This window comes from Leptolyngbya subtilissima AS-A7 (assembly GCF_039962255.1).
GTDB lineage: Bacteria > Cyanobacteriota > Cyanobacteriia > Phormidesmidales > Phormidesmidaceae > Nodosilinea.
The window spans coordinates 379,542-403,758 of sequence record NZ_JAMPKY010000002.1 but is presented as its reverse complement, the minus strand read 5'-3'; the positions used below and the strand labels follow the sequence as shown (position 1 = coordinate 403,758).

General features: G+C 56.0%; 22 protein-coding genes. 11 read left to right on the top strand and 11 right to left on the bottom strand.

The features are described 5' to 3' along the window. Window positions 1-87: 87 nt before the first annotated feature. The 4 genes from NC979_RS06490 to NC979_RS06475 form a co-directional block, all read right to left on the bottom strand. Complete coding sequence (locus NC979_RS06490) at window positions 88-468, bottom strand: hypothetical protein (RefSeq protein WP_190518617.1); 381 nt, start codon at window positions 466-468, stop codon at window positions 88-90. Window positions 469-861: 393 nt separating this feature from the next. Next, window positions 862-2,076 (bottom strand): SpoIID/LytB domain-containing protein, encoded by a 1,215-nt coding sequence (locus NC979_RS06485; protein WP_190518614.1) that lies wholly within the window; start codon window positions 2,074-2,076, stop codon window positions 862-864. 157 nt (window positions 2,077-2,233) lie between these two features. Further along, entirely contained in the window at window positions 2,234-3,592 is a 1,359-nt protein-coding gene (gene tftA / locus NC979_RS06480; RefSeq protein ID WP_190518611.1) for a hormogonium tapered terminus morphoprotein TftA, read from the bottom strand. Window positions 3,593-4,013: 421 nt separating this feature from the next. After that, window positions 4,014-4,511: a GNAT family N-acetyltransferase gene (locus tag NC979_RS06475; protein ID WP_190518609.1), complete on the bottom strand. Its 498-nt coding sequence runs from the start codon at window positions 4,509-4,511 to the stop codon at window positions 4,014-4,016. Between the two features lie 801 nt (window positions 4,512-5,312). On the opposite strand from NC979_RS06475, the gene NC979_RS06470 reads away from it, so the two are divergent. After that, window positions 5,313-6,791 (top strand): alpha-amylase, encoded by a 1,479-nt coding sequence (locus tag NC979_RS06470; RefSeq protein ID WP_190518607.1) that lies wholly within the window; start codon window positions 5,313-5,315, stop codon window positions 6,789-6,791. Between the two features lie 108 nt (window positions 6,792-6,899). Here NC979_RS06470 and truB read toward each other — a convergent pair whose 3' ends face one another. Then, window positions 6,900-7,775 carry a tRNA pseudouridine(55) synthase TruB gene (gene truB / locus NC979_RS06465; protein ID WP_242023983.1) on the bottom strand — a complete coding sequence of 292 codons (876 nt, stop codon included), beginning with the start codon at window positions 7,773-7,775 and terminating at the stop codon, window positions 6,900-6,902. Window positions 7,776-7,830: 55 nt separating this feature from the next. Further along, window positions 7,831-8,490: a peptide-methionine (S)-S-oxide reductase MsrA gene (gene msrA / locus NC979_RS06460; protein WP_190518603.1), complete on the bottom strand. Its 660-nt coding sequence runs from the start codon at window positions 8,488-8,490 to the stop codon at window positions 7,831-7,833. A 309-nt stretch (window positions 8,491-8,799) separates the two neighbouring features. On the opposite strand from msrA, the gene NC979_RS06455 reads away from it, so the two are divergent. From NC979_RS06455 to NC979_RS06440, 4 genes are all read left to right on the top strand, one after another. Next, complete coding sequence (locus tag NC979_RS06455) at window positions 8,800-9,504, top strand: FCD domain-containing protein (protein ID WP_190518601.1); 705 nt, start codon at window positions 8,800-8,802, stop codon at window positions 9,502-9,504. Between the two features lie 81 nt (window positions 9,505-9,585). Beyond that, window positions 9,586-9,873, top strand: a complete 288-nt coding sequence (locus NC979_RS06450; protein ID WP_190518599.1) for a small RNA NsiR4-regulated ssr1528 family protein — start codon at window positions 9,586-9,588, stop codon at window positions 9,871-9,873. A 185-nt stretch (window positions 9,874-10,058) separates the two neighbouring features. Further along, the gene (locus tag NC979_RS06445; RefSeq protein WP_190518596.1) at window positions 10,059-11,159 is read left to right on the top strand and encodes a hypothetical protein; all 1,101 of its coding nucleotides are present in this window, start codon (window positions 10,059-10,061) and stop codon (window positions 11,157-11,159) included. A 255-nt stretch (window positions 11,160-11,414) separates the two neighbouring features. Then, entirely contained in the window at window positions 11,415-12,362 is a 948-nt protein-coding gene (locus NC979_RS06440; RefSeq protein WP_431191026.1) for a Tll0287-like domain-containing protein, read from the top strand. Between the two features lie 64 nt (window positions 12,363-12,426). On the opposite strand, the gene NC979_RS06435 is transcribed toward NC979_RS06440, so the two are convergent. The 3 genes from NC979_RS06435 to NC979_RS06425 form a co-directional block, all read right to left on the bottom strand. Next, the gene (locus tag NC979_RS06435) at window positions 12,427-14,466 is read right to left on the bottom strand and encodes a DUF8082 domain-containing protein (protein WP_190518591.1); all 2,040 of its coding nucleotides are present in this window, start codon (window positions 14,464-14,466) and stop codon (window positions 12,427-12,429) included. A 334-nt stretch (window positions 14,467-14,800) separates the two neighbouring features. Then, window positions 14,801-15,679: a phosphate/phosphite/phosphonate ABC transporter substrate-binding protein gene (locus NC979_RS06430; protein WP_190518588.1), complete on the bottom strand. Its 879-nt coding sequence runs from the start codon at window positions 15,677-15,679 to the stop codon at window positions 14,801-14,803. A gap of 144 nt (window positions 15,680-15,823) precedes the next feature. Then, window positions 15,824-16,405 carry a thioredoxin family protein gene (locus NC979_RS06425; RefSeq protein ID WP_190518586.1) on the bottom strand — a complete coding sequence of 194 codons (582 nt, stop codon included), beginning with the start codon at window positions 16,403-16,405 and terminating at the stop codon, window positions 15,824-15,826. A 51-nt stretch (window positions 16,406-16,456) separates the two neighbouring features. Here NC979_RS06425 and NC979_RS06420 point away from each other — a divergent pair, with 51 nt between their 5' ends. The 3 genes from NC979_RS06420 (at window position 16,457) to NC979_RS06410 (ending at window position 18,723) form a co-directional block, all read left to right on the top strand. After that, window positions 16,457-16,906, top strand: a complete 450-nt coding sequence (locus NC979_RS06420) for a protein tyrosine phosphatase family protein (protein WP_190518584.1) — start codon at window positions 16,457-16,459, stop codon at window positions 16,904-16,906. Between the two features lie 86 nt (window positions 16,907-16,992). Next, a complete protein-coding gene (locus NC979_RS06415) occupies window positions 16,993-17,703 on the top strand; it encodes a J domain-containing protein (RefSeq protein WP_190518581.1) in 711 nt (236 codons plus the stop codon). Window positions 17,704-17,769: 66 nt separating this feature from the next. Continuing rightward, window positions 17,770-18,723 (top strand): pseudouridine synthase, encoded by a 954-nt coding sequence (locus NC979_RS06410; RefSeq protein WP_190518579.1) that lies wholly within the window; start codon window positions 17,770-17,772, stop codon window positions 18,721-18,723. A 50-nt stretch (window positions 18,724-18,773) separates the two neighbouring features. Here NC979_RS06410 and NC979_RS06405 read toward each other — a convergent pair whose 3' ends face one another. Then, window positions 18,774-19,181, bottom strand: a complete 408-nt coding sequence (locus NC979_RS06405) for a GNAT family N-acetyltransferase (RefSeq protein WP_190518576.1) — start codon at window positions 19,179-19,181, stop codon at window positions 18,774-18,776. 274 nt (window positions 19,182-19,455) lie between these two features. Here NC979_RS06405 and NC979_RS06400 point away from each other — a divergent pair, with 274 nt between their 5' ends. Next, window positions 19,456-19,887: a pentapeptide repeat-containing protein gene (locus NC979_RS06400; protein ID WP_190518574.1), complete on the top strand. Its 432-nt coding sequence runs from the start codon at window positions 19,456-19,458 to the stop codon at window positions 19,885-19,887. 114 nt (window positions 19,888-20,001) lie between these two features. On the opposite strand, the gene NC979_RS06395 is transcribed toward NC979_RS06400, so the two are convergent. Then, window positions 20,002-20,439 (bottom strand): DUF6220 domain-containing protein, encoded by a 438-nt coding sequence (locus NC979_RS06395; RefSeq protein ID WP_348253525.1) that lies wholly within the window; start codon window positions 20,437-20,439, stop codon window positions 20,002-20,004. A 950-nt stretch (window positions 20,440-21,389) separates the two neighbouring features. Between NC979_RS06395 and NC979_RS06390 the strand changes: the two genes are divergently transcribed. Both NC979_RS06390 and NC979_RS06385 read left to right on the top strand, forming a co-directional pair. Beyond that, window positions 21,390-21,698 carry a glucose-6-phosphate dehydrogenase gene (locus NC979_RS06390; RefSeq protein ID WP_190518571.1) on the top strand — a complete coding sequence of 103 codons (309 nt, stop codon included), beginning with the start codon at window positions 21,390-21,392 and terminating at the stop codon, window positions 21,696-21,698. A gap of 977 nt (window positions 21,699-22,675) precedes the next feature. Beyond that, window positions 22,676-24,190 carry a hypothetical protein gene (locus NC979_RS06385; RefSeq protein WP_190518570.1) on the top strand — a complete coding sequence of 505 codons (1,515 nt, stop codon included), beginning with the start codon at window positions 22,676-22,678 and terminating at the stop codon, window positions 24,188-24,190. Window positions 24,191-24,217 lie beyond the last annotated feature (27 nt).

Sequence of the window (24,217 nt, the reverse complement as noted above, 5' to 3'; positions counted from 1 at the left end):
TAGTTAAGGTTGTTGTAGATAGCTTGTGGACAGCTCACAACAGCCAGAGGGTTCCACACTAATATTTCTTTATTTCACAACAGTAAGTTAATAGGAGTCAAACAAATAGACAAATTCATTTGAATAATATCTATTAAAGGCATCATAGGTACCTTGTTCTGACTCGTAGTACAGGTCGCCCTCTTTATCCAATAGGACAAAGCGTAAATCCTCTTCGCCTTCTAGCTTGATTGACATGAGAGGGCGTTCTGAGATGATGCTTACGCCTATAGTGACTAGACCCTGGTCAGAATTAACAGTTAGATATCTGAATTCATTATCATCTACAGATTTTACGCAGATATTTGAGTTAATTACCCGACCTTCACAAACGCTTTCTAAATTGTTATAGGGGATAGTCTGCGCTTGGGCGGCTGCGGGGAAAAGGACGGCTAAAGCCGTACCAAGAACCAATGAATGTTTGAGCATATTGAGCCTAGCGGGTGCTTCTCAAGTCTTCCCTAAAGAATCCGATGGATTGGAGTAGAAAGAATAATCTTTAATCAAATTAATACTTTCGCTCACAGAACTCCTATCCTAAGTACTCCGCTCTGGTATGTCTGTCACTGGCATCACTTTTTCAACCCCTACTAAGCGAACAAGGCAGGGGTTGAAAGTTTCTTAGAAAGATGTGGTTTAGAGATGCAACTGAGACACACTAGTTGCTGTATGAAACATAAAACGCTCTAATTTTCAAGCGTTCTAAGGGCTTACTACTCCCACGGTTTCAACGTGGTGCTCTAATCAACTACACCATACGTCCAGGCAGACATAGAAGTTGGCATATCGGGCGGCGCGATCGCAACCTCTACCACCGCCGATTTAGCGAGCCAAGCCAGGTTGAAGCCCTTTGGGATTTAGCAGCAGCGGCGCATCTTGCTTGGGGGTAGCGGCTACTCGCAGATTAGAAAGAGCAGTGCCCTGGTAGTAGTGGGCCAAAATTTGCTGGTAGTTGTGGCCTCGAGTAGCCAGCCCGCGCGCGCCCCACTGGCTCATCCCCAGGCCGTGACCATAGCCGCGCCCGTCAACCCGTAGGGTGTCGCCCGCCAGGGTAAGAGAGCACAGTGAGCTGCGCAGCCCTAACGCCTGACGTAGTTCGGTGCCGGTCATGGTGCGGCTGCCCTGGGTGCCCTGAAGCCGGATGGAGGTGATGCGCCCCTGGGGAGTGGCGCGCTCAGTGACAACTCCGGTCAGGCGGCCAATGCCGGTAATGCGCTGCGCAACTTGCTGGGTTGAAAAGGTTTCAGACCACTGAAATACCGGGGCCTCTTGGTCGTAGTCGGCCACGCCGCGCAGGTAGGGGGTAGCGCGCTGCCAAATATCTTCGGAATTTTCGGTATAGCCGCCGGAGGAGGAGTGGAACACGGCCTCAATTACCCGACCGCCGTAGGTCAGCACCTGGCCCTGGGTAGCGTTGACTGCAGCTTGTACAGAGGGAGCTTCGGCTGCTAGCCCGCCATAAACCTGGTGGGCCGTGGTGCCCCCTACATCAAATAGGTCGCCCTGGGTGCGATCGCGCCGATAAAGGGCATAGGAGCGAGCGGCTACCGCCTGGGCCTTGAGTGCTTCCTGGGGCCAGCTAGCAGGCATTTCGCCGCCAACAACGCCGTAGAGATAGGCTTCGAGATCCACCCAGTTGACGGCGGTCACTTTGCCCTCAATGGGCACTACCAGCACCTTACCCCGGTACCATTTGTCGTTGATAAAGATGTAGCCGCCACCGGTCGGCTCTACCCAAAAGGCTTGCCCTTGCCAGTCGGCTAGCTTCAGCCCGCCTCCCTGGGGAGTGACGGTGACCGATCGCCCCTGGGGAATCTGGCCCACTCCCTGGCCCGTCCCGTTTTTAACCACCGCTGGGGTAGAGCTGCCCACCACCGCTTGATTGAGGCGATCGCCCACAGCTACCCGCATTTCGACCGCCGCCTGCACCGGCAGCGTCGCCAGCCACCACAGCACCGATAGGCTAATGCCATGTTTAAGAAAGCCTCGGGAGCGGCTGAGCAGCAGCCCAAACAGGGGTTGGCGAAGTAAAGTCATCGGTTGCGGCAAAACGTAGAGAACGTGTGGGATCACCGGACAGCGCTTTTTACGGTATCACCGATGGCTCAGCCCGGCACATTAGGATCCAATCATCCCTGTGACGATCTCGGTACATACAAGTTGCCCCAAAAGGGACAGCGATCAAACTGGTCGCTTAGGGCGGCACGATAGGCTCGTAAAGCCTTCGCAGAAAGGCCATAATTTTGCGGCCATATTCTGGGTCGGCGCTCCAGCGGCCGCTGAGCTGATCCACTAGGGGGGCAACTCCCCGCACCACAAACAAAAAGCGAGGATCGACCTGGCGCTGCACCAGGGGGTCGAGGCTAGCGTAGGCCTTGAGGTGCTGAATCTGCGCCCGCACCCCCACCCGAGCGCTGGGGAACGATGACCCCTCTGGCCCGCCCGTGGGTGAACCAATGCCGCCAAAGTTGTTTTGGGCCGGGTTGAGGCTGCCGCCAAAGTTGAGGGAGTTGGTTTCGACCAGCATTTGGCAAAAGGCAATGTCGTGGTTGACCCCTTCGATCGCCGCTTCTTCTCGGTAGAGCTTGGGCAGGTCGCGGTAGGTATTGACGGCACCCTGGTTGACGCTCTGCAAAAACAGGGTCAACTGTGTATCCGACGTGCTGCCGTTGCCCATGATGCGATCCATCGAGCCAGGGCAAAATTGAGTGCCCGTGCGCGATCGCAGCCGAATCGTGCGGCTCGCTGCATCCCAGGTCACCGTCACGTTGTAGTTTTGCAGATCCACCGCTTTGATGTAGACCACGTTGGCGTAGCGAATGCGGGTGATGTTGGGAGAACTGGTCGCGTCTACCCCCAGCAAGTCGGCAATGTCGACGGGCACGTAGGCATTGCCGTTGACGATGATGCCGGTCTCTGGGTAAATCCCGCCGTTGAGGTTAATGCGAATTTCGGGCAGGTTGCTCCCAGGCGCAGTGGGGGTACCGCTGCCTACCGCCCGGCTCCAGGAGGCCAGCCCATCGGCAACACCCAGGGCCACATCGCGCCGCTGCCGCTGAATGACGGCCAAATCTTGGGGATTGCTCAGGTAACCCACCTCCATTAGCAGCGAAGGGCAGCCCAAGTTGCGACAAAAGGGCAACAGACCCGTCGGCGATTCGGTGTCGGGCTTAACGCCTCGGCTAGGCACCTGGGGTATGCGGCGCAGCAGAGCCAGCAGCACAATCTCAGCATGGGTGCGGCGCGTGTCGTTTTTAGCAATATAAAACACTGCCGAACCCCTCACCGCTGGGTCACTGTAGACCCCGGCATGGATTTCGATGGCCACATCCTCAGGGCGACAGCGGGCGTTGATCCAGGCTAGGGTTGCGGCGGCGCTGAGGTCATCGGGCACAGACAGCACGGCTAGCTGGCGCGACCTGAGCTCAGCCACCACCAAATCGCGAATCTGAATCATCTCCGCCGCTTCGGTGGTGTTGGGCAGCACGGCACCGGGGTCTACCACCCCATTCTCAAAGCCGCCGTGGCCCGCCGAGATAAAAATCTGTGCCATATAGAACCGAATTCTGAGACTCTCTGGCCAGAATCATACCTGGGAAATGGGGAAGTGGAGGGGTAGGCGGGTAGGCGAGTGGGAAGGTAGGCAGGTAGATGGGTAGGCGGAAGGGGGGGGTGGAAAAGGTTTGAGTTTAAAGCGCTGGTTCAATATTTGCTGTCCTTTACAGTGCTCTGCATTGGAATGCTCGTCGGAGGTTTTGCGGGCGGCGGAGCCGCGAAACCAAGGTGCTTAGGCAGAAGAGCTAGGGCAGCAGAATGGGGGCTGTCATCTAGATACTTTACCGGTGCTCTAGAAATATCAATATTCAAAGTTTCAGCCTGAATCTGCATGGTCTTCTGCCCCTCCCTTCCCACTCGTTTCCTGCTCATCCACCCATCCACCCTCCCACTCGCCTACCCTCCCACTCGCCCACTCTCTACATCCCCCCAAACCTCTCCAACGCCGTCCCCGCCACCCGGCAGGTCTGCCACTCGGGCTTAATCTCAGCGCCCATGCTTTGGTAAAACTCGATCGCGGGGGTGTTCCAGTCGAGCACGCTCCACTCAAAGCGACCGCAGCCGCGCTCAAGGGCCAGCTTGCCCAAATGCACTAGCAACGCTTTGCCAATACCCTGGCGGCGGTAGTCGGGGTAGACAAAGAGATCTTCCAGATAAATGCCGGGCTTCATTAAAAAGGTCGAAAAGTTGTGGAAGAACAGGGCCATGCCCGCTGGCTGGTCGTCAACCCAGGCCAGCAGGGCTTCGGCGTAGGGGCGATCGCCAAACAGAGCAGCGGCCAAATCGTCGGGGCTGCCGGTCACCTCGTGGGCCAGCTTTTCGTAATCGGCTAGGGCTTTGATCAAGTCCACTAGGGCTGGCACATCGGCAGGAGTGGCGGGGCGAATCTCAAGCGGGCGATCGGCGGTGGAGGTCATATGCTCTAATTCAGGCTGGATGAAAACATGGGTTCGGGCGCGATCGCAGTATGAACTGGCTTACCGGTAAACCGCTAGGCCTGCCAACGATGGCTGGTAACGATTTGATCAATACATTCCTTTAGGGAAGCTGCTCAGAGCCATGGCAGAACGAGATATCCCGCGAAGCGGTAAAGCCTCCAGGCTGCGTGTAGCATACGCTTACCCCGGCGGTCTGGGGGTCGAGATGAGTAGGGCGGGGCTTAGCCCAGGAGAACTGAGATGCCAGCGGCGATCAGCATAATTTTAGGCCTGGTACTGAGCTTAGAACTCACCGCATTTTTGTCGCACCCACCTCATCCATCGCGGAGCCAAGGCCTACTGGGATCAGTTTGAGAATTTTCCCGAGTTTGCGGTTTGGTTAAAGCCTTTAACCAGACGACGGGCTGTGTGGAGAACCGGGTGCTAGTGACAACGCGTAAGTTCAAAGAATTGAGAGCAGCGATTGAGACGCTGGAGGGGTGCGATCGCGTTCCCCGCTGCCTTGAAAATGACCGGCTGAAACTGACGCTCGCTAAGTTCTATTCATTCACAAAAAAGAATGCGTCTACGTATCAGGTAATGCGTGTGAAGATGCCTTATTTAATGATGTCTAGAAACTAAATAAAGCAGCACGCCCTTCCTACCCAAAAGCGCAACAGTAAACAGCTAAGCAGAAATTAGAACCTTTGGCAATACTCCAATAGGCAGACTGGAAAACCAAAAACATCTGCCATAATCGCGGAGCTAACATTTCTTATTATTTAACGGAGCCCACGGGTTATGTCTGAGCCGAATGGCGTGATGATGCAGTATTTCCATTGGTACATTGAGCCCGATGGTAACCTTTGGAACGAGCTGGCCAACAACGCTAAGGACTTGGCAGAAGCAGGCATCACCTCACTTTGGTTACCTCCGGCCTACAAAGGTAGCGCCGGTGGTTATGACGTAGGTTATAGCGTCTACGATCTATACGATCTCGGCGAATTTGACCAAAAAGGCAGCGTTCGCACTAAATACGGCACCAAAGACGAATATATCCAAGCCATCAAAACTGCCAAAGAGGCTGGCATTCGCGTCTACGCCGACGTGGTATTTAACCATATGATGGGCGGCGATGAAGCCGAAGAAGTCGAAGCTACTCCCATGAGCCACGACAATCGTCATGAGCAAATTGACGAAAATCGCATGGTCAAAGTGTGGACACACTTCAAATTCCCCGGTCGCCAGGGCAAGTATTCTGACATGGAGTGGCATTGGTGGCATTTTGATGCCGTTGACCACGACGAAAACGATCCCAATTACGACGCGGTTTATCTCTTCAAAGGCAAATCTTTTGACGAAAATGTGGACCTTGAAAAAGGTGCCTTTGACTACCTAATGGGCTGCGACCTCGACATGGAATCGGATGAGGTGCGCAACGCCCTCAAGGAGTGGGGAACTTGGTACACCGACACCACCCAGGTCGATGGCTTTCGCTTTGATGCGGTCAAGCACGTGCGAGCCGGTTTTTTCCCCCACTGGCTGCAGCACTGCCGATACCAGGCGGGCCGCAGGCTGTTCGCGGTGGGCGAATATTGGTCCTACGAAATTGAGGCGCTGCACCACTTTATTGAAGTAACCGAAGGCGATGTGCATCTATTTGATGCACCCTTGCACTACAACTTCAGCGAGGCCAGCAAAGCCGGTGGCGACTACGACCTCACCACCATTTTTGACAACACCCTGGTCAAAGAGCAGCCCGCTCTCGCCGTTACCCTAGTCGACAACCACGACTCGCAACCCTTGCAATCGCTCGAATCGGTAGTGGAGCCCTGGTTTAAGCCCCTGGCCTACGCGCTGATTTTGCTGCGCCAGGATGGCTACCCCTGCATTTTCTACGCCGACTACTACGGGGCCCACTACAAAGACACTGGCAACGACGGCGGCGAATATGAGATCTGGCTCGATAGCCACAAGTGGCTGATCGATAAGTTCTTGTATGCCCGCAGCACCTACGCCTTTGGCGACCAGTACGACTACTTCGACCACCCCAGCACCATTGGCTGGACCAGGCTTGGCACCGAGGCCAACCCCGGCGGTATGGCCGTGGTGCTAACCAACGGCGGCGACGGCCACAAATGGATGGAGGTGGGCCGAGCCAACTGCGTCTACTACGATATTACTGAACACATTCAGGAGCCGGTCACCACCAACGACGAGGGCTGGGCTGAGTTTAGCTGTCAGGCGGGTTCAGTTTCGGTGTGGGTGCCGAAGGAGTAGATGGGTAGCGGGTGGATGGGTAGGGGCGAATGCCATTCGCCCAGGGCAGCTATAGCGTCCGGTTAGAAGATGATTCCAACGGAGATATAGCAAGCACTCTACCTGTCCCTAGAGCACCATTTTGGCTTTGAGAATCGGCCCTTCTTCCCGCTCTTCGAGCTGGGCGATGCCTAGAAAGGTGCCGTCTGGCTCGTTGAGGACTCGGTAGGGAGTGTTGGGTGGTATCACCATGGTGGGTGGAAACTTTTGCCCCTGCTGCCAGCGCAGGGCAAGCTCGGCGGGGAGGGCGATCGCCGGCAAATGCTCCAGGGCGATCGCTGGGTCCACTAGCTCAAGCGTCTGCTTCTCCAGCAAATTCGTCACATCGTTTAGCGTGAGACTGTGCGACGAGTCAAAGCCGCCGCTGCGAGTGCGGATTAAGTGGGCCAAGGTGGCTCCGGTGCCGAGGCGATCGCCCAAATCCCGTGCGATCGAGCGAATGTAGGTGCCAGGTCCGCAGTCTACATCCAGCGTTAGCTCCGGCTGCTCACCCGGCTGCCAGTGCTGTACCGTTAGTTGGTGGATTGTCACCACGCGCGAAGGTGGCGTTACAACCCGACCCTTGCGCGCCAGATCGTAGAGCCGCTGCCCCTGCACCTGAATGGCGCTAAAGGCCGGGGGCACTTGATCGATTGTTCCTTCAAACTCGGGTAGGCAGGCTGCAATCTCCTCTACCGTCAGGCGATCGGCGGCTTGCTGGGTCAGCATTTCCCCTTCTAGATCGTCGGTGGTGGTGGTGAGGCCAAAGCGAATGATTGCACGATAGGCTTTGCCCTCGGGCAGGTAGGGCAGCAGGCGCGTGGCCCGGCCCACAGCTATGGGCAAAACGCCCTCGGCCAAAGGGTCTAACGTACCTCCGTGGCCTACTTTTCTAATGCCCGTCAGCCGCCGCACCGCCCCCACACAATCGTGGGAACTCATGCCCTGGGGTTTATAGAAATTCAAAAATCCCTGCACAACGTTGTATCCTGCTCATCCACCCGCCTACCCATTCACCTATCTACTCCCCGTCAGCGCCCCAAACTTCAGCCAACCGCTGGTCGCGCCCGCATGCCGTGCGGTAATACTTGTAGCGCAGCGGGTGCTTGAGGTAATAGTCCTGGTGGTAGTCTTCAGCGGGGTAAAAGGTCTGGGCGGGCTCAATGGCCGTCACGATGGGAGTTTTCCGAAACTTCGGCCCGGCGCTGAGCACCTGTTTAGACTGTTCTGCCAACGCCTGCTGATCGTCGTCGTGGACAAAGATTTTGGCCCGATACTGGCTGCCCTTGTCGCAGAACTGGCCTCGATTATCTACTGGGTCTACATTCTGCCAAAACACCTGAAGCAGCTTGTCGTAGCTGACTTTTGCAGGGTCGTAGACCACTTGCACCGCTTCCACGTGGCCAGTGCTCCCAGCGGAGACTTCGGAGTAGGTGGGGTTAACCTTGGTACCGCCGGTATAGCCAGAGGTGGTTGAAATTACGCCGTCTAGCTTGTCAAAGGGGCCTTCCATGCACCAAAAACAGCCCCCGGCAAAAGTGGCGGTGGCTAAGCTGGGGTCAGAGACTGTAGCGGACTCGGGCATCGAGTCGGCATTGGCGTAGAAGGGTAGGGCATCCCATATCAGCCCTAGGGTGGCTAGCAGCAGTAGGCCCAACAGCAGCCTGCGCACAATTTGCATAGTTACGTTCGTTACGGTTGATCTCATTATCAGCTTACGGCAACGAGCTGAGATTCTCCTGAGGCCTTGGCTGGCCGGCGCTGAGGCTAGCGATAGGATACTGGGTCGGGAAAAGACTGGGGCAATGACAGCTAGGCTCTGATGGCGTTGTTGCCGCTTTAGGACAGCGTTTCTGCACCTTGAGAACTTTTTAAGCCCTCATTACGGGTCAACTTTGTATGATTAGGAAGTATTGCCGTCGTAGCTGCACCCCGCGTCACGGCAGTTCGTTGGGCCAGTATTCGCCCTGCTCCAGAGGTTAAGCCCCCAGTGATTTTATCGTCTCCCCCTACTATCAACCGCGGCAAGTCTCTGTATGAGCAGGTTTACCATGCGCTGCGATCGGCCATTTTGACCGGGGCGCTTTCGCCGGGCGATCGCCTAGTAGAAACCCAGCTAGCCGAGTGGCTCCAGGTTAGCCGCACCCCCTTGCGTGAGGCCCTACGCCAGCTTCAACAAGACGGTTTAGTGACCGCTGATGTTAGCGGCGGCCTGCGGGTGACCACCATTACCGCCGCCGATGCCGAAGATCTCTACGACTGTCGCCTGGCCCTAGAGGCGCTGGCGGTGGCTGGGGCCTGCACCCACGCCACTGAAGAGCAGCTCGAAGCGATTGCAGCCTGCGTGGCCAAGGCTGAAGGGGCCATCGCCAACAGCCACGGTAGCCTCTCGGCCGAGAGCCTGCTCGATGTTGACTACCAGTTTCACCATCTCATTGCCGAGGGGTCGGGCAATCGGCGGCTGGTGTCGCTGTTAGATAGCTTGTTTGACGCCATGGCGCTGCTGCGCATTCAGACCCTGCAGCAAAACCCCAACGTGCTCGACATTCGCCTAGAGCATCGCCAAATCTACGAGGCCATTCTCAGCCGCGATCCCGATGTGGCGGTGGCGGCTGTTAGCCAACACCTGCGCGCTAGTAAGACCCGCGTGGTCAAAGAAATCGAGGGCCACCAGCCGGTGGCGACAAAGTTATAACCGCTGACTCTGCCCCAGGCAACGCGGGGATCGCGGTCTGGTAGGATTTTGGGACTACTCACGTTAGCAGGACTAGCCACCATGTCTCAAACGCCAACCACCGGGGCTGATGCCGTCGATGCCGCGATCGCCGAGGGCATTGACCTCGATGGCACCCCCATTCCCGCCGCCAAGCTCGAGCTCTACCACACCGTGATGGCAAAGGAAGCCGGGCGGCAGCGCAGTGGGGTGTCAAACTCGATGCGATCGCGCATTGTGCGCATTGGGGCCAAGCACTTCGCCGTCGATGACCTCAACGCCATGCTGCAAGCGGCCGACTTTGCGCCCCTCAAAGACAAAGAGATCGCCTACTTCTACGGCGGCAAGTAGCCTGGGTTTAGCTATTTAATTGCGAAACCCCTGCATTCAATCTGGGATGCAGGGGTTTTTTTGCCAAATTTGAGGCGGTTTGAGCGATCGCTGAATCAACACAACTAGATGGCTACTCAAAGCAACAGAGCTAAGCCCCCAGGGAACACTGAAATAGCTTTTGCGCTGATCGAGAAACGACGGTTATGGTGGCTCGTACATTTGGTTGTTTGGGTTCTGCCCTGGTTACGGTGGCGGGGCTAGCCGGGGTAACGTGGGTACTCAACCTACCCTATCCCATGATTCGCTGGCCCGTAGCCAAGACGGTCCCCCTAATTCTGCTGCCCAGCTACATCAAAATGGATCACGACTACCGGCAAGCGGTGTCGCTGGTAGAGCAGGCCGACCAATTGGTGAATCAGGCCACCTCAGCCCAAGATATTGAACTAGGCGAAGAAAAAGTCACCCAGGCCCAGACACATTTAGACGGGCTGCCAGTGTGGTTTTTGGGCTACTATCCCCAGGGCTACTGCGGCTTCGTGGGCTGTAGCTGGCGGTTTACCCTAGATGAGTTTGAGACCGCTCGCGCCGAAATTGGCCGCATGGAGGCCGTCGTGTTTCAAGAGCGCAACGCCCAAATCCTACTGACAGCAGGGACAACAGCCGTTGATGGGGCACAGCAGGCATTTCAAACGGCGGCATCTAGCTCCGACCGAGCCACAGCTCTCATCACCTGGCAGCAGGGGATGGATCGACTGAGCGAAATTCCGCCCGAGACATTGGCGGGGAGGCAGTCGGCTACCAAGCTAGACGCCTACCAGCGCGACTATCAGCAGGTGGCGGGCAACGTCGCCGGAGGCAACCGCTCTGGCACATTGGTCGATGCGGCTAAAGCCTTTGGGTATGAAGCTGCTGTCGCTGGCCAAAACCCGCCCCACAGTGCCGCTCGTTGGGAAACCGTTGCGGGGCTTTGGGAAACGGCGATCGCCCGCCTAGACGACATCCCCATCGAAGACCCTGGCTACAGCGAAGCCCAGACCCTGCTCGCCCAATACCAAACCAATCTCGGCATCGTTCAAGAAAACATTGCCAAAGAAGAGTCCTCAGTCGCGGCCTTTGATCGCGCCACCGCAAAAAGCACCGCCATGCTGGCCCAAAACCTGGAGGGTATGGAGCGCAACCAGATTGCTAGCCTGCTCCAAGACATCATCAGTGACCTAGAAAAAGTTCAGCCCAACACCACCAGCCACGCTCGGGCCAGCGAAATGCTCAGATCTGCTAACCAAAAGCTAGCCCAACTCAAGTAGGGGCCTAGTTTGTACCGAGCAGTGAATGATAAGGGCAGTGCGCCACAGCCACCCATCCCCTGACCCGCCTCAGGTGAGGAACTGTTACCAATTGCCATAGGTGTAGCAGACTTCACCTTACAATCAGCAGCATCTGTTCCAAAGACCACGGTGGGCAGAGTAGAGTATTGCTCTTCTTTGCGAAACCTCTGGCATCTCCGGAAGCAAGCTGGGTGCAAGTGTATCTGATGACGAAACCCACCCCGTCACTGCGCCATGTCGAAAATGTCAAAACTTGCCAACCTGCAACTGGGCCAAAAATTTACGCTGCTGCTGGTGCTCGTCTTTTTGGGCGGCATTATTGTCAGCAGTGTCGCTCTGTCTTCGGTATTAAACCGCAACGCCCAGGCTCAGCTCACCACCAACGCACTGATGTTGATGGAGACCATGAACTCAGTGCGTGACTACACCACCAACCAGGTCAACCCCGAACTGGCCGATCGCCTGGCGGTAGAATTTTTGCCCGAAACGATACCTGCCTACTCGGCGCGGGAGGTGTTTGAAACTTTTCGCGGCAACCCCATCTATGCTGACTTTTTCTACAAAGAGGCCACCCTCAATCCCACCAATTTAAGAGACAAGGCCGATAGCTTTGAGGCCCAATTAGTCGAGCAGTTTAAGCAGCAGGGCAATGCTCATGAAACCAGCGGCTTTCGCAGTACTCCAGCAGGCGATATTTACTACATTGCCCGACCAATCAAAATTACTAAGCCAAGCTGCCTAGAATGCCACAGCACCCCAGCTGCTGCCCCGGCCAGCATGATCGGGCGCTACGGTGCCAACAATGGGTTTGGCTGGCATCTAGATGAAATTATTGGTGCCCAGATGATCTCCGTGCCGGCTGAAAAGGTGCTGAAGAGTGCCCGTCAGTCTCTGGTGCTGATCCTCGGCATTTTTGTGATTGCGTTTTCGCTGGCGATCGTGCTGGTCAACCTCTGGCTCAAGCGCTACGTGGTGCGCCCCCTCAACCGCATGGCGTTGGCGGCGGAAGCGGCCAGCATGGGCGACCCGGTGGCGGAGTTTAGCCAAGACTCTAACGATGAAGTCGGCAAGTTAGCAGTGGCCTTCAACCGCATGCAAATGAGTCTACAGATGGCCATGCAGCGTCTAGAGCGCTACCGGGAAGGGCGACGCAGCTCAGGGGATTTTTCGGGTAAACAATAGATATCGATGACGTCAGCCCAAATTAAACATCAAGTACTTTTATCGGGGCTCAGCCTACTGGGTTCTACTGCATTTGTCGGCAAAATTCCTCTGCCTTTTTGGAGTCAGGAATTTCAGCGGCGAGGCGGTTAATCAGCTCTTGAGGCGAAAGCTGAGGAAAGTCGGCCAGGGTGTCCTCGATTAGGTAGTTGGCCATGGGGCCAATGCAGCGGGTCAGGGTTTGCCGACAGCGGTTCAAAAATTCTGGGCTGGGGCGCTCTGCGGCTGGGGTGACGATATCCAATATTGACTCTGGATCGGCCGCCGTAAGCTCCTGGGAATGATCGATTAGGCTGGCGGCATTGTCGTCTACAGCGACCTGAATGCGGCTGACAAAATCTGTGGCCTGACGTCCGTTGGATAGCTGACTGGCCAAAATTTCAACAAATTCCTCCGGTGTAGCCTGGGGGTGTTGCTCGATCATGTCTTCGACAATCACGCTGGCCATGGGGCCAATGCAGCGGGCGAGTTCCTGACGGCAGGCCTCCATAAATGAAGGATTGCGCTGCTGGGGAAGGGCGGTCTTTGGTGTGGCCCCTGGGGCATTGAGCCGATTGACAGTTGGAGTCCAAGCCGGTTCAATAGTGAGGGGAGAGATGGGAGCTTTAATCGTCTTGGCCAGGGGCGCTAAGCGCTGCATTATATCGCGGGCCGTTTGAAACCGGGCTTTTGGTTTCTGCTGCACCAACTGGGTGAGAATGGTGGCCAAACTTGGGCTCACGCTGGTGTAGGTCTGCCAGTGCCACTCCAGCGACTCTCGATCGATCAGGTCGCGGGGGTAGCGGCCGGTCAGCAGGACGATCGCCGTCACCCCCAACGCATAGAGGTCACTGGAGGGAAAACTCTGGCCCAAATGAATTTGCTCCGGTGGTGAATAGCCAAATTTGCCCACCATGGTGGCGGGTTGGGCATCGTCGGCTGCGGTCACCTCGTCAGAAAGCAGGGTGCTAATGGCGTCGCTGACTAGGCCGAAATCGATCAGCACCGGCAGGCTGCGATCGCGACAGTACATAATGTTGTCCGGCGAAATATCGCGGTGCACAATATTCAGACCGTGGAGGTAATCCAGCACCTGCAGCATCTGCATTAGCCACTGGACGACCTCAGCCTCAGAAAACTGGCTGTTTTGCTGGCGGCGCTGCTTAATCAGCTGAGAATAGGGGACGCCATCGATATATTCCTGCACAATAAACAGGCGCTCTTTCTGGGTAAAGCAGGCCAGAAACTTGGGCACCTGGGGATGGTCGAGCTGGTATAGGGTTTTGGCCTCGCGCTTGAATAAATCCAGAGCCTTTTGCAGGTTGCTCCCAGACTTTTTGGTGGGGAAAAACTCCTTCAGCACGCAGGCCTCACCAAAGCGCTGAGAGTCTTCTACTAAATAGGACCGGCCAAAGCCGCCCTGCCCTAGCACTCGCTGAACGATGTAACGACCGCCCACCTTAGTGCCGGGAGCTAGGAGCTTGCGGTCTATAGATGCTTCACGAGTTAGCTCAAGCCCTTCTTCGGTGGTGATTGCCGAGGGGCTGGCCTCATTTGCCTCCCGCGGCAAGGCATGGACGTGGTAGGCCGGCACTAGCTCTTGAATGTTTTTAAGCTGGAGCGGCCCGGCGTAGGTGGTGTCTAAATCTAGGCGTGACTTGACCACGTCATAGACAATTTTAGAAATGCAAATTCCGCTGGGGCGCGCTTCGGTCTGGAGGCGGGCGGCAATGTTGACCCCGTTGCCCATCACGTCAGACTGACTAAAAAACACATCCCCTAAATGGATACCGATGCGGTGCAGCAGGGCTGGCTCATCCCCAGCAGTGGCATTGATGCGGTGCAGTTCTTTTTGAATTTCGAGCCCGCAGGTAACGGCTTGTACTGCACTGGCAAAATACATCAGCAGGCCATCGCCAGTCGATTTCAGCACTTTGCCCTCAAACTGATCGCAGAGCGCTTCCATCAGCGCCTGGTCACGCTGGAGCTGGGAGAGGGTTAATTCTTCCTGTACTGACATGCGGGCGCTAAAGCCGACCGCATCGGTCAGCATAATAGCGGCTAGGGTGCGATGTCCGTGGCTCACACGAGTCAGCTCCGAGGGTTGCTAGAGACGTCTAATAGCTAACGGACCGATGCGGTTGACTACGGTGAACCTCACCCAATGCGCCGCAATTTTCTAAAGGCATCCAAGACGGTAATGATGGTATGGCCCGCACCCCTACAGCCTGAGATTCATTGTTTTAAAAGCTGTTTTAACAGCAAAACACCGGCAAACAATGCGGTGAACAATGACCCTCAGAAAATGGCTTTGGCCCTAATTCTAGCCTACCAACAGGTCCCTCGCCGTCTCACAACTCACGATCTAGGCATCTCAGCAAAGGCGATATGCAAGAAATTTAGGGCGCGTTTTCTATGCCTTATGACCCTAGGGTGAGCACCGCAGGCTGCTCTTTGACACGAGACTCTAACGGCCGCACTTTGTTGACTAAGGCAATCAGCTGGCTTAAGTCGGGTGGAGGCGCGTTCGGAACATAGCCCGCATCAGCGGTGAGGTTGGATGGGGCATTCTGCATGGCCCGCTCAAGGTACTGCTGCTGGTTGCGATCGACGTTGGGGCTAATCAAGACCGCCCCAGGAGGAATGGCGCGACTGGCGTGCAGAATGCGAAAGGTATTGCCCTCAAACGCGCTGCGATACTGCTGGAAAGCATCTTCTGACATGGCCCCTGCGGCCACTCGGCCGTTGGCAATCCACTCCAACGCTGTAGCGGGGGTAGAGGCAAACTCAATGGCCTTAAGGGTGAGGCCGTAGAGGTCGTAGAGGGGCAGATAGTAGCCCGTAGCGGAGCCCGCTTCTCCGAGGGCAAGGGTTTGGTTGGCGAGGTCGCCCAGCGTCTGAAACGAGCTATCGTTGCGCACCACCAGCACCGACTTTTGGTTGGGGGCACCCAGCATGGGGAAAATGGGTAGATAGTTGGCTTCGGCCATGGCGATCGCCGCTAACCCTGAGGGCGCAAACACCAGTGACCAGTTGGCCTCACGAATTTGCTCAACGGCGCGAATTTCGTTAAACACTGGCTCTAGCTCAACGATCGCCTTAAGCTGCTCGGCCAGGTAGGTTTGGAATCGCTGATACTTTTCTAACGAGCTAGCGCCGTCGTCGTAGCTCACCAACCCTATGGTGAGTCGCAGTGGCTGGTCGGATACTTTGGCTGGGCCACAGCCGATCGCCTGGAGCAGCACCACCGCCATTAGACCCACCAGGCATGATTTAAAGAAACGACGCAGACGACTCATAAAGATCCACAAACAGGTTGAGCGAGATTTCTACCCGAAACTCTGCACCAGTGTTTGCAGCTTAGATCGATGGCTTTAACAATCCAGATCTTCTTTGTATTCTGTGACGTTTGGGCTGCTGCAGGGCTATTGGGGGCGATCGCGCTACCCAAAGTAGTCTGGCTCATTTCCCGGTGTCCACTTGATGTTGCAGCCAATGCTAGGTTTTTGGTGGCCAGGCATGGCTTCAGCCGCTAGCACTGCATCTAGCGCCGCCCGCAGATCTGCGCCCGTAACCGGTAAGTTGTTGCCCGGGCGGCTATCGTCGAGCTGACCTCGGTAGGCCAAGGTTTTAGCCTCGTCAAACACAAAGAAATCGGGGGTACAGGCGGCGGTGTAGGCCTTGGCAACCTCCTGGGTTTCGTCGAAGCAGTAGGGAAAGGTGAAACCTACATCTTGGGCCTGGGCCTTAAGGTGTTCTGAACCATCTTGAGGGTGGGTTTGTAGGCTGTTGGCGCTGATGGCAACGATGCCCACGCCTCTAGGACTGTAGTCTCGCCCGAGGCGGGCCAGCTCTTGCTCCACATGCTTAACGAAAGGGCAGTGGCGACAGATAAACATCACCAGCAGGGCTGGAGCATCAGCAAACGTGCCGAGGTTAATGGTTTGGCCGCTGACGACGTCTCTCAGCTCAAAGTGGGGGGCAGCGGTGCCCAGGGGCAGCATGGTAGATTCCACCATAGCCATGGGATGAAGTCTCCAGGGTGAGTTTTCTTTATCGTACCGAGGGATCTGGCTATGACCGCTGATTCTTTGCAGGCTATCCGTAACTACCTGGCCCTTTCGCCCACCCTGGGCACCGCCGGGCAGCCTACCGCCGAGCAGTTTAAGGCGGTAGCCGAGGCCGGTTATACAGTCGTGGTTAATCTGGCGTTATCCACCTCCGACAACGCCATTGCCAACGAAGCAGAAGTGGTGAAAAGCCTGGGTATGACCTACTTTCACATTCCGGTGGTGTGGGAAGCGCCAACCTCAGCCGATCTGGCCATCTTCTTTAAAGTGATGGATCGCAACCGCGACGTCAAAGTCCTGGTTCACTGCGCTCTTAATATGCGCGTCTCTGCCTTTGTCTATCTTTACCGCGTGCTCCGCCTGGAGGTTGATCCCGCCCTTGCCTTGGCCGACCTACACCGCATCTGGCACCCCAACCCCACCTGGCAAACCTTCATTGACCAGTCCCTAGCCTAACCCCATCACCCCCCCACCCCATCACTCCCTACCCATCCACCCCCTACCCCTTACCCCCCACCCCCTCCCTCCCCTAAAATGTCTCTATGGCAAACGAGACCCACTACCAAACCCTCGAGGTTCAAGAGTCAGCGACCCAGGCGGAGATTAAGCGCGCCTATCGTCGTCTGGCTAAGGAGTATCATCCTGACAGCAAGAGCGATCGCGCGTCCCACGATCGCATTGCTCGCATCAACATTGCCTACGAAGTCATTGGCGACCCGTCGCGGCGCACGGTTTATGACCAGCAGCGCCAGGGGTTTGTAGCCGCTGATCCAATAGAGAGTGCCGCTAATCGGACGAAGCGCACGGCGGATATGCAGGCGGTGTATCGCTACGCTCGCGAGGCAACGCAGTCGTCTGAGGCGCGGGAAGATGCCTGGCTAAAGCTGGTTTACGGCCCGGTAGACAGGCTAGTAGGGAAAATCATGTCGCCCTTAAAAACGGAGATTCGCAAGCTGTCGGCTGACCCCTTCGACGATGAGCTGATGGAAGGGTTTATGACGTATTTGGAGCAGGGCCGCACCTGGTTGGAGCAGGCCCAGAGCAAGTTTAACTCGATGGCGAATCCGGCGAGTATGGCGGGGGTGGCGGCGGATATTTACCACTGTCTGGGGCTGCTGGAGGATGGGCTAGATGAACTCGATCGCTTCACGATGAGCTATGAGGAGAGCTACATTCACACCGGAACGGAGCTGTTTCGGCGGGTGAAGCAGCTCCGGGCTGATGCAAAGGAGCGGTTGAAGCGGTTGGTGTAAGGTGTCTCGTAGGGTGCATCCGCGCAGCGATGCATCGTCTAAGGGATTCGTAGCAACGGAACTGGTATGAATCAAGGATGGGTTTACACCGATCGCATCACCCCCACCGAAGCCGGACTCTCCGTCCTCGACTTCTATAGCAATCGCTACAGGTACTTTAGCCGGGCGATATGGCGCGATCGCATCACAGCTGGCCAAATTCGCCAAGACGGGATTGCTCTAGCCTCCGACGATCGCCTCAGTGCGGGGGACAAGCTGAACTACCATCGGCCTCCGTGGGAGGAGCCGGAGGCACCGCTGGAGTTTAAGGTGCTGTATGAGGATGAGGATTTGATGGCGATCGCTAAGCCATCGGGTCTGCCGGTGCTGCCTGGCGGTGGGTTTCTCACCCATACGCTGCTGCACCAGCTCAGGCTGCGCTATCCCGACAACCCGCCTATTCCGGTACATCGGCTGGGGCGGGGAACGTCGGGGGTAATGCTGCTGGGGCGATCGCCCCTGGCCCGTGCTGTGCTCAGTCGCCAGCTGCGCGACTCGACCGCAACGGCCCACGATCCCCAGGCCCCACACCCTATTCGTAAGACCTATCGAGCCCTAATTGGGGTCAGCGACTTGCCCGACAAGTTCGCCCTCACAACCCCCATTGGCAAAGTCGATCACCCAGCGTTGGGGTATGTGTACGCGGCTTCACCCACTGGTCTACCCTCCTACAGCGAGGGTCTGGTTATCCAGCGCAATGTAAATTCCACCCTGGTAGAAGTCACCATTCGCACCGGGCGGCCCCACCAGATTCGCATTCACCTAGCGGCGGCAGGGTTTCCGCTCATCGGGGATCCCCTCTATGGGGTCGGCGGCCTACCGCTGCCGATTAAACCGTCTGAAACTGGCAGAGTTCCCGTCCCCGGCGACATTGGCTACCATCTGCACGCCTACCATCTAACTCTTCCCCATCCCCGCACCCAAGAGCCTTTAGAAATTCTCTGCCCTGCCCCTACCATCTTGCAGAGTTCCAGCCGCTAAGCTCATTCGCGTCGGCGAACTCCAACGCCTCCCACTCCCTGCTCCTTACTTCACCCACAAGGCCGCACCATCAACAGCTGCTCCGCCTGACCAAAGCCATATTTCTCGTAAAAGGGCTGCATTTCGGGGGTGCAAAACAGTTGAATGCACTCCACCTGGGCGAGCTGGGGGTGGGTGGTGACATGCTCGATTAGCTCTGCCCCCAAGCCCTGCCCTCGATAGTCTGCCGCTACGATTACATCGAATACGATCGCCCGATACACCCAGTCCGTCAGGACTCGACAAAAGCCTGCCAGCCGCTGCGCCTCCTCGTCCCACAGACCAAAGAGTAGGTCGCTGTTGGCCAGCAGGGGCGACACATCGGCCAAGGCTCGTTTGTTGCTCCACCACTCCTGCAAATACATCTGGTGAAGCTGCTCAACCTGGGCGGAGGTGAGCTGGTGAATGACGGTAAACATGGGTAAATTACGATCTTTACAATACGGATATCCTGCCCCAGCAGCTTAGAGAAAGGGCTACGATCGAGGGGTAGCACAGGCGCAAGACCTATCTTACTGCCGATGGCAAGGGCTAAGGCCACCGATACAGTTTGGGTATAGCTGCAACACAATTCCCCTCCCTGCTTAAAACAGACTGCACGCGAGATTTGAGGGGTAATAGCAAGCTACTCCCATCAGCTAGGGCCAACAATGTAGCGCTGGCACTGACCACCATATATCGGAGGATGCCTCCATGAAATTTACTCTACTCGCTGGGACCGCAGTCGCTATTTCGTTAGCAATGGGTCTACCCGCTCAGGCCGAAAACCCAGCCCACGTACAGCAGCTACTTGAAACCAACCTCTGTCAGAGCTGCGATCTGTCGGGGGCCAATCTAACCCAGGCTCACCTAATTGGCGCTGACCTGCGCGATGCTAATTTAGAAGGCGCAACTCTCTTAGAATCCAACCTAGAAGGGGCTGACTTAAGCGGTGCCGACTTGACTGGTGCTAACCTCACCCGAGCTTTTTTGACCAACGCCCTGCTCGAAAATACTACTTTTGACCAGGCTAATCTAACCGAGGCATCCCTTTACTTTGCTGAGGTGACTGGAGCATCATTCCTCAATGCCAATTTGACCGGAGCCGACATTGTAGGCACCCCAATTAGCGTTGGCGGCGACTAGCATCCTATCAATAAGTCCGGGTGGTAGATGCAGTCGGATAGCAATTTTGGCTAGCAGAAATCTCTGCTGGCCAAAATACTTTAAAGCAACTCTCTTCTCCATAGGATTAAGAGTTTAGGTTGCTGTTTGAGGCCACACAATATGCCTCATACGATGCACCAACGTAGTGGAAGCTGAGAATAGCGAAAATCCAATCAAGGGATGCAAAACAGCGAGGGGAATTGGCGCTGAAAACGGCATTTGAAAATGAATGGTTAGAAATTGCAGTCCTAGAAGAACGGGCAAACCTGTGGCAAGAGCCTTAATGCGCTGCGGTAGAGGTAGGTACCAAGCTCCGACTAGCAAGAACAAAGACAGCCCACCATAGCCTCGCACTAGCCAAACATGGAGATTCCACCAGGTGGGGTTATAAAAGTAAGCCAGTCCTACCGTTAAAACTTGAGCGGTCAAACAGAGATTAAAGAAGACTGCAGCCGCGTAATAGATCAGCATTACGGGTTGAGAAGGCTGATTTTCAGTAATTTGATCTGATAGCTCAGCGGAAAGTTTCATCGTTGACGGTTCCATGCTTAATCAATTGGTTGGTTGAGCTTACGGTTGGTGCTAGCCTTCCTGTAACGCGATCGCGGGCGCCTTGAGAAGAAACACAGGGCAACTACCGCATCGAGCATGGCGGACTCACAACTTTGCTCGATGACGTCAATGGCAATTTAGCCTTTGCCCTCATTCAGGCATAGACCTCGAACGGGTACACTTTGCCCTCACGGTAGGAGGTATTGCGAATGAGTAGAGCTGTGGAGGTCTCGCTACAGTCGCTTTTTGGTGCGATCGCTCAAACTCGACAAGTACGACCTTAAGCAGTCACTTATGGCTAACCCCAGGCGAGTACTTCGCTGCCTGCCGGTAGATGCTGAGCCTTTCAGACAAGCTGCCTGATCAAAACACTTCCACACTCTGGCCGCCAGGGCCATTGTGTTTGCACCTATCGTCTAAGCCGGTGGCGCTGCGAGCTAATCCTGAAATAGTGAGGTTTGCACGCAGCGGTATAACCTCTTGCGAAGCAGAAAGTATTGACCTCGTCGTCCAAGGGCTCACTAATAAAGAGATTGGAGCTAACCCTCCAAATTACCGAAAACTCTGTGAAGAGGCGCTAAAGCTCATCTTCTGTAAGCTCGATGGATCGTCGCCAGCCAAAATAGAGGCAAAACTGTCTGCCCAATAGTTTGAGAACCTAAACTGGTTTTGTCTTTGCAAAAGCGAAGTTAGTCTGCAAATACAGCCCATTTGGCTCTCGTTTTACCGTTAAGGCGACACCCGGATTCGAACCGGGGGTGGAGGTTTTGCAGACCTCAGTATAAAGCCGCCAAACCATTGAAGAGTAAGGGGTTTATGGGTGAAAGCATAATACTTGCCTAATTTTAGGTCTATTTTTGCTTGGTTGTACCGAATGGTTTAGGGCAAGATTGAGGTGAAATCTCACCCCCAATCTGGCAGGTTTTTTGATGACTGATTTTAATCGCGAAACGGATCTCCCCGCAGCTATTGACACAGTTGAAAAACTGAAAGTTTGGGTAGACTCTCTGCTTCAGCGCCTTTATGGCTCTAAAGAGTATGAAGAGACTGAAGGGGCTTATCTTCAGCCAGTAGTTGACTATTCAATCGTTCGAACATCCGATAAAAAGGTTCGGCAAATTACCCGTAGCAGCATTCCAATTAACCAGGATTATCTAACGGCCACGACTCAAAAGTTTTGGACGTTTGCCGACTCTTTAGGTGATGTCGAAATTCCTGCTGCTTTTAAGGTTGACTAGATATGACTATCACCCCACCGCCACCGCCCAGGCCGCCTAATGAATGGGGCACCTTTACGCCCCGCCACTTTGCCGCCGAGGCAGCTCGCCGTAACATCGGCCCTTTTACCTATAGCAATTTCCAGACTGAGGGGCTTAACGCTAGCCTGCGAGCTAGAGCTGCTGAAATAGAGGCACAGAAGAGGTTAGGGCTAACCCCCAGCCAAGAGGCGATCGCAGGCAAAGGAGGAACCGCTGCTCGGGCCGCTGGTGCTGGCGTTGGTGGTGCCCCGGTTCCTCCTAGCGCTCAAGCCGCAGCCGGTAAAGGGGGTGTTGGGCCACGGACGTGGAACCAGAACCTATTGCAGCCCACCACGGCCCCCAGGCCGACTGCAAACATCCCCGGCACCCGGCCAGGCCTTGGCCCAATTGGGGGCGGAGCAGCCGGGTTAGTGGGAGCGTATGTTCTGGGTCAAGTTCTCTCTCCAGTAGAGCGTATTGGGGGCGGAGCTGCCCAAGCTGTTGGCCGTGGTCTGGGAACCGTCACCGGGATCAAAGACTCGCCTGAAGAATTTGCCGCAAAGCCTGGCTGGTATAAGCGCTGGGCATGCTTTAACGCATGGTCGGCCGGAGTGAATGACCCCCGATGCCAAGAAGTTCCGCCGCCTCAGTCCAATAGTGAAGTCACTGGAGAGGCACAAACTTCTTATGGAGATCCTGCGTTTACCGGAGGTCAAAGCGCTGGCGTTTGCTATTTAGTAAGTTTTACAAACGGTGAAGGGAGTAACGAGTCAATTAGAGCCCGCGGGCCTATAGGTGGAATTAGAACTATCACGATTCCAGGGGGAGGAAGAGCTGAGATTTTCGCCACTTCAGTTCCTGAGCCTGGGCCTGGGTCAACCTGCTCGACCCAGGCCGGGGCTGAATGGTATTTCACTGGCGTTGGTGGCACCGTCTGGAATGCAGACAGAACAGCGTCCATAACCTCTGTCACTCGTGTGGATGGAGCCCCAGACACCGGTGGCAATGTCCAGGGGCCACCGGTATCTACCCCCGCCGAACGACCGCAGCGCAGTGCACCACCGCCGCCAAGTGGCGAATTTAATCCTTCTCCCTTGCCACCCACGGCTCCAGCCGCCCCAGCTGCCCCAGCTGCCCCGCCAGCTCCTACCCCAGAGCTTGAACCCAACAACCCGGCGCCTAATCGCCCGCCCGATCGCAGGGTAGCCCCGGCGCCTATACCCACTCCCGAAAGGGCGATCGCCCCTGATGGCAGCCCCACCGGTAACCCTGCTCCCGACGCGACCCCCGACAACGTGCCTGTAGGTGGCACCGCCACCCTTCCCAGCGGCACCACCGTCACCAAAACTGCCACCGGCTACGAAGTTTCAGTTCCTATGGGTGACCCCAGGCCGCTGGTTAGCCCGCGCCCAGTCAAAACGCCCGATGGCGAAACTATCAACCCAGGCGAGACGGTCACCGAAGAGAAAAAGGCAGGCGGTCTGCCCTGGTGGCTCACGGCCCCGCCATTGGTAGCTAAAGTTCCGCAGGGCACTAAGGTCAATGCCACCGACCCCAGTAGCTTTGTTAACCCAGAGCCACCCAAGACGCCGCCGCCATCGCAGCCACCGACTGATAACCCCTGCCGGTGCAACGCCCCTATCAATAACCGCTTAGACAAGCTGGACGAAAAGCTGACGAAGGCCCTGGGTGGTGTCAGTGCAGCTGGTGATGCGGGCGTTTTGACATACCTAAGAACCATGCAAAACTACGCTGAAAAAGCGTGGAAATCCACACAGCTTCAGAAAGCAATTAATGCCTTAACTCTGGTCACTACCCTCCACAACGCCTACTACCTGTCCCGCGATGTAGGCGCCACCCTAGGCGAAATGATCAGCCTGCTGCTCGATACCGTGGGCATCGACGACGAAGCGGGTAATCCCCTCGATATCAACGCCATGGTGGGCAAAAAAGTTAAAGCCGCCATCAACGCGGCTTTAGGCGAGAAACTGGCCACCAATATCGGCAACTCTTTAACCAAGGCCAGCCGCATCTACCAGAGCGCCAGCAACGTCATCTGGTCGATTCGCAATATTACCGACTCCACTACCGATCTACTCGAACTCACCGCCAACAACACGGGCAAAATCGGCAATTCTTTGCGGGAAAGCAAGGTAGTCGATGCTCTGACCATGCCCCGCTTCAGCGAGAATCACCGTGCTGGTGATGCCACCCGACGCAAAACCCAGCGCATTCTAGACGGGATAGAGCAGGTAGACGACACCGTAGGCACCCTTTACGCAGCGGTGGCGACTGTTCGAGATGTGCAGGAAGAGGTTCAAGCAGCTGGGCAAGCTAAGGCCAAGCTGATCGAAGAACTCGGCACCCTGCCCCCCCGAACAGATGTACCCGAAAACCAACCCGTCGCAACGGCCAGTAGTGCCGCTGCCGAAGCATCCCAGGCCCCCAATGCTCAACCCGTAGACCTCGAACCTGCCAATGCCACTCCCTGATAATTTCAGCCCGACTGAGCACCTGCA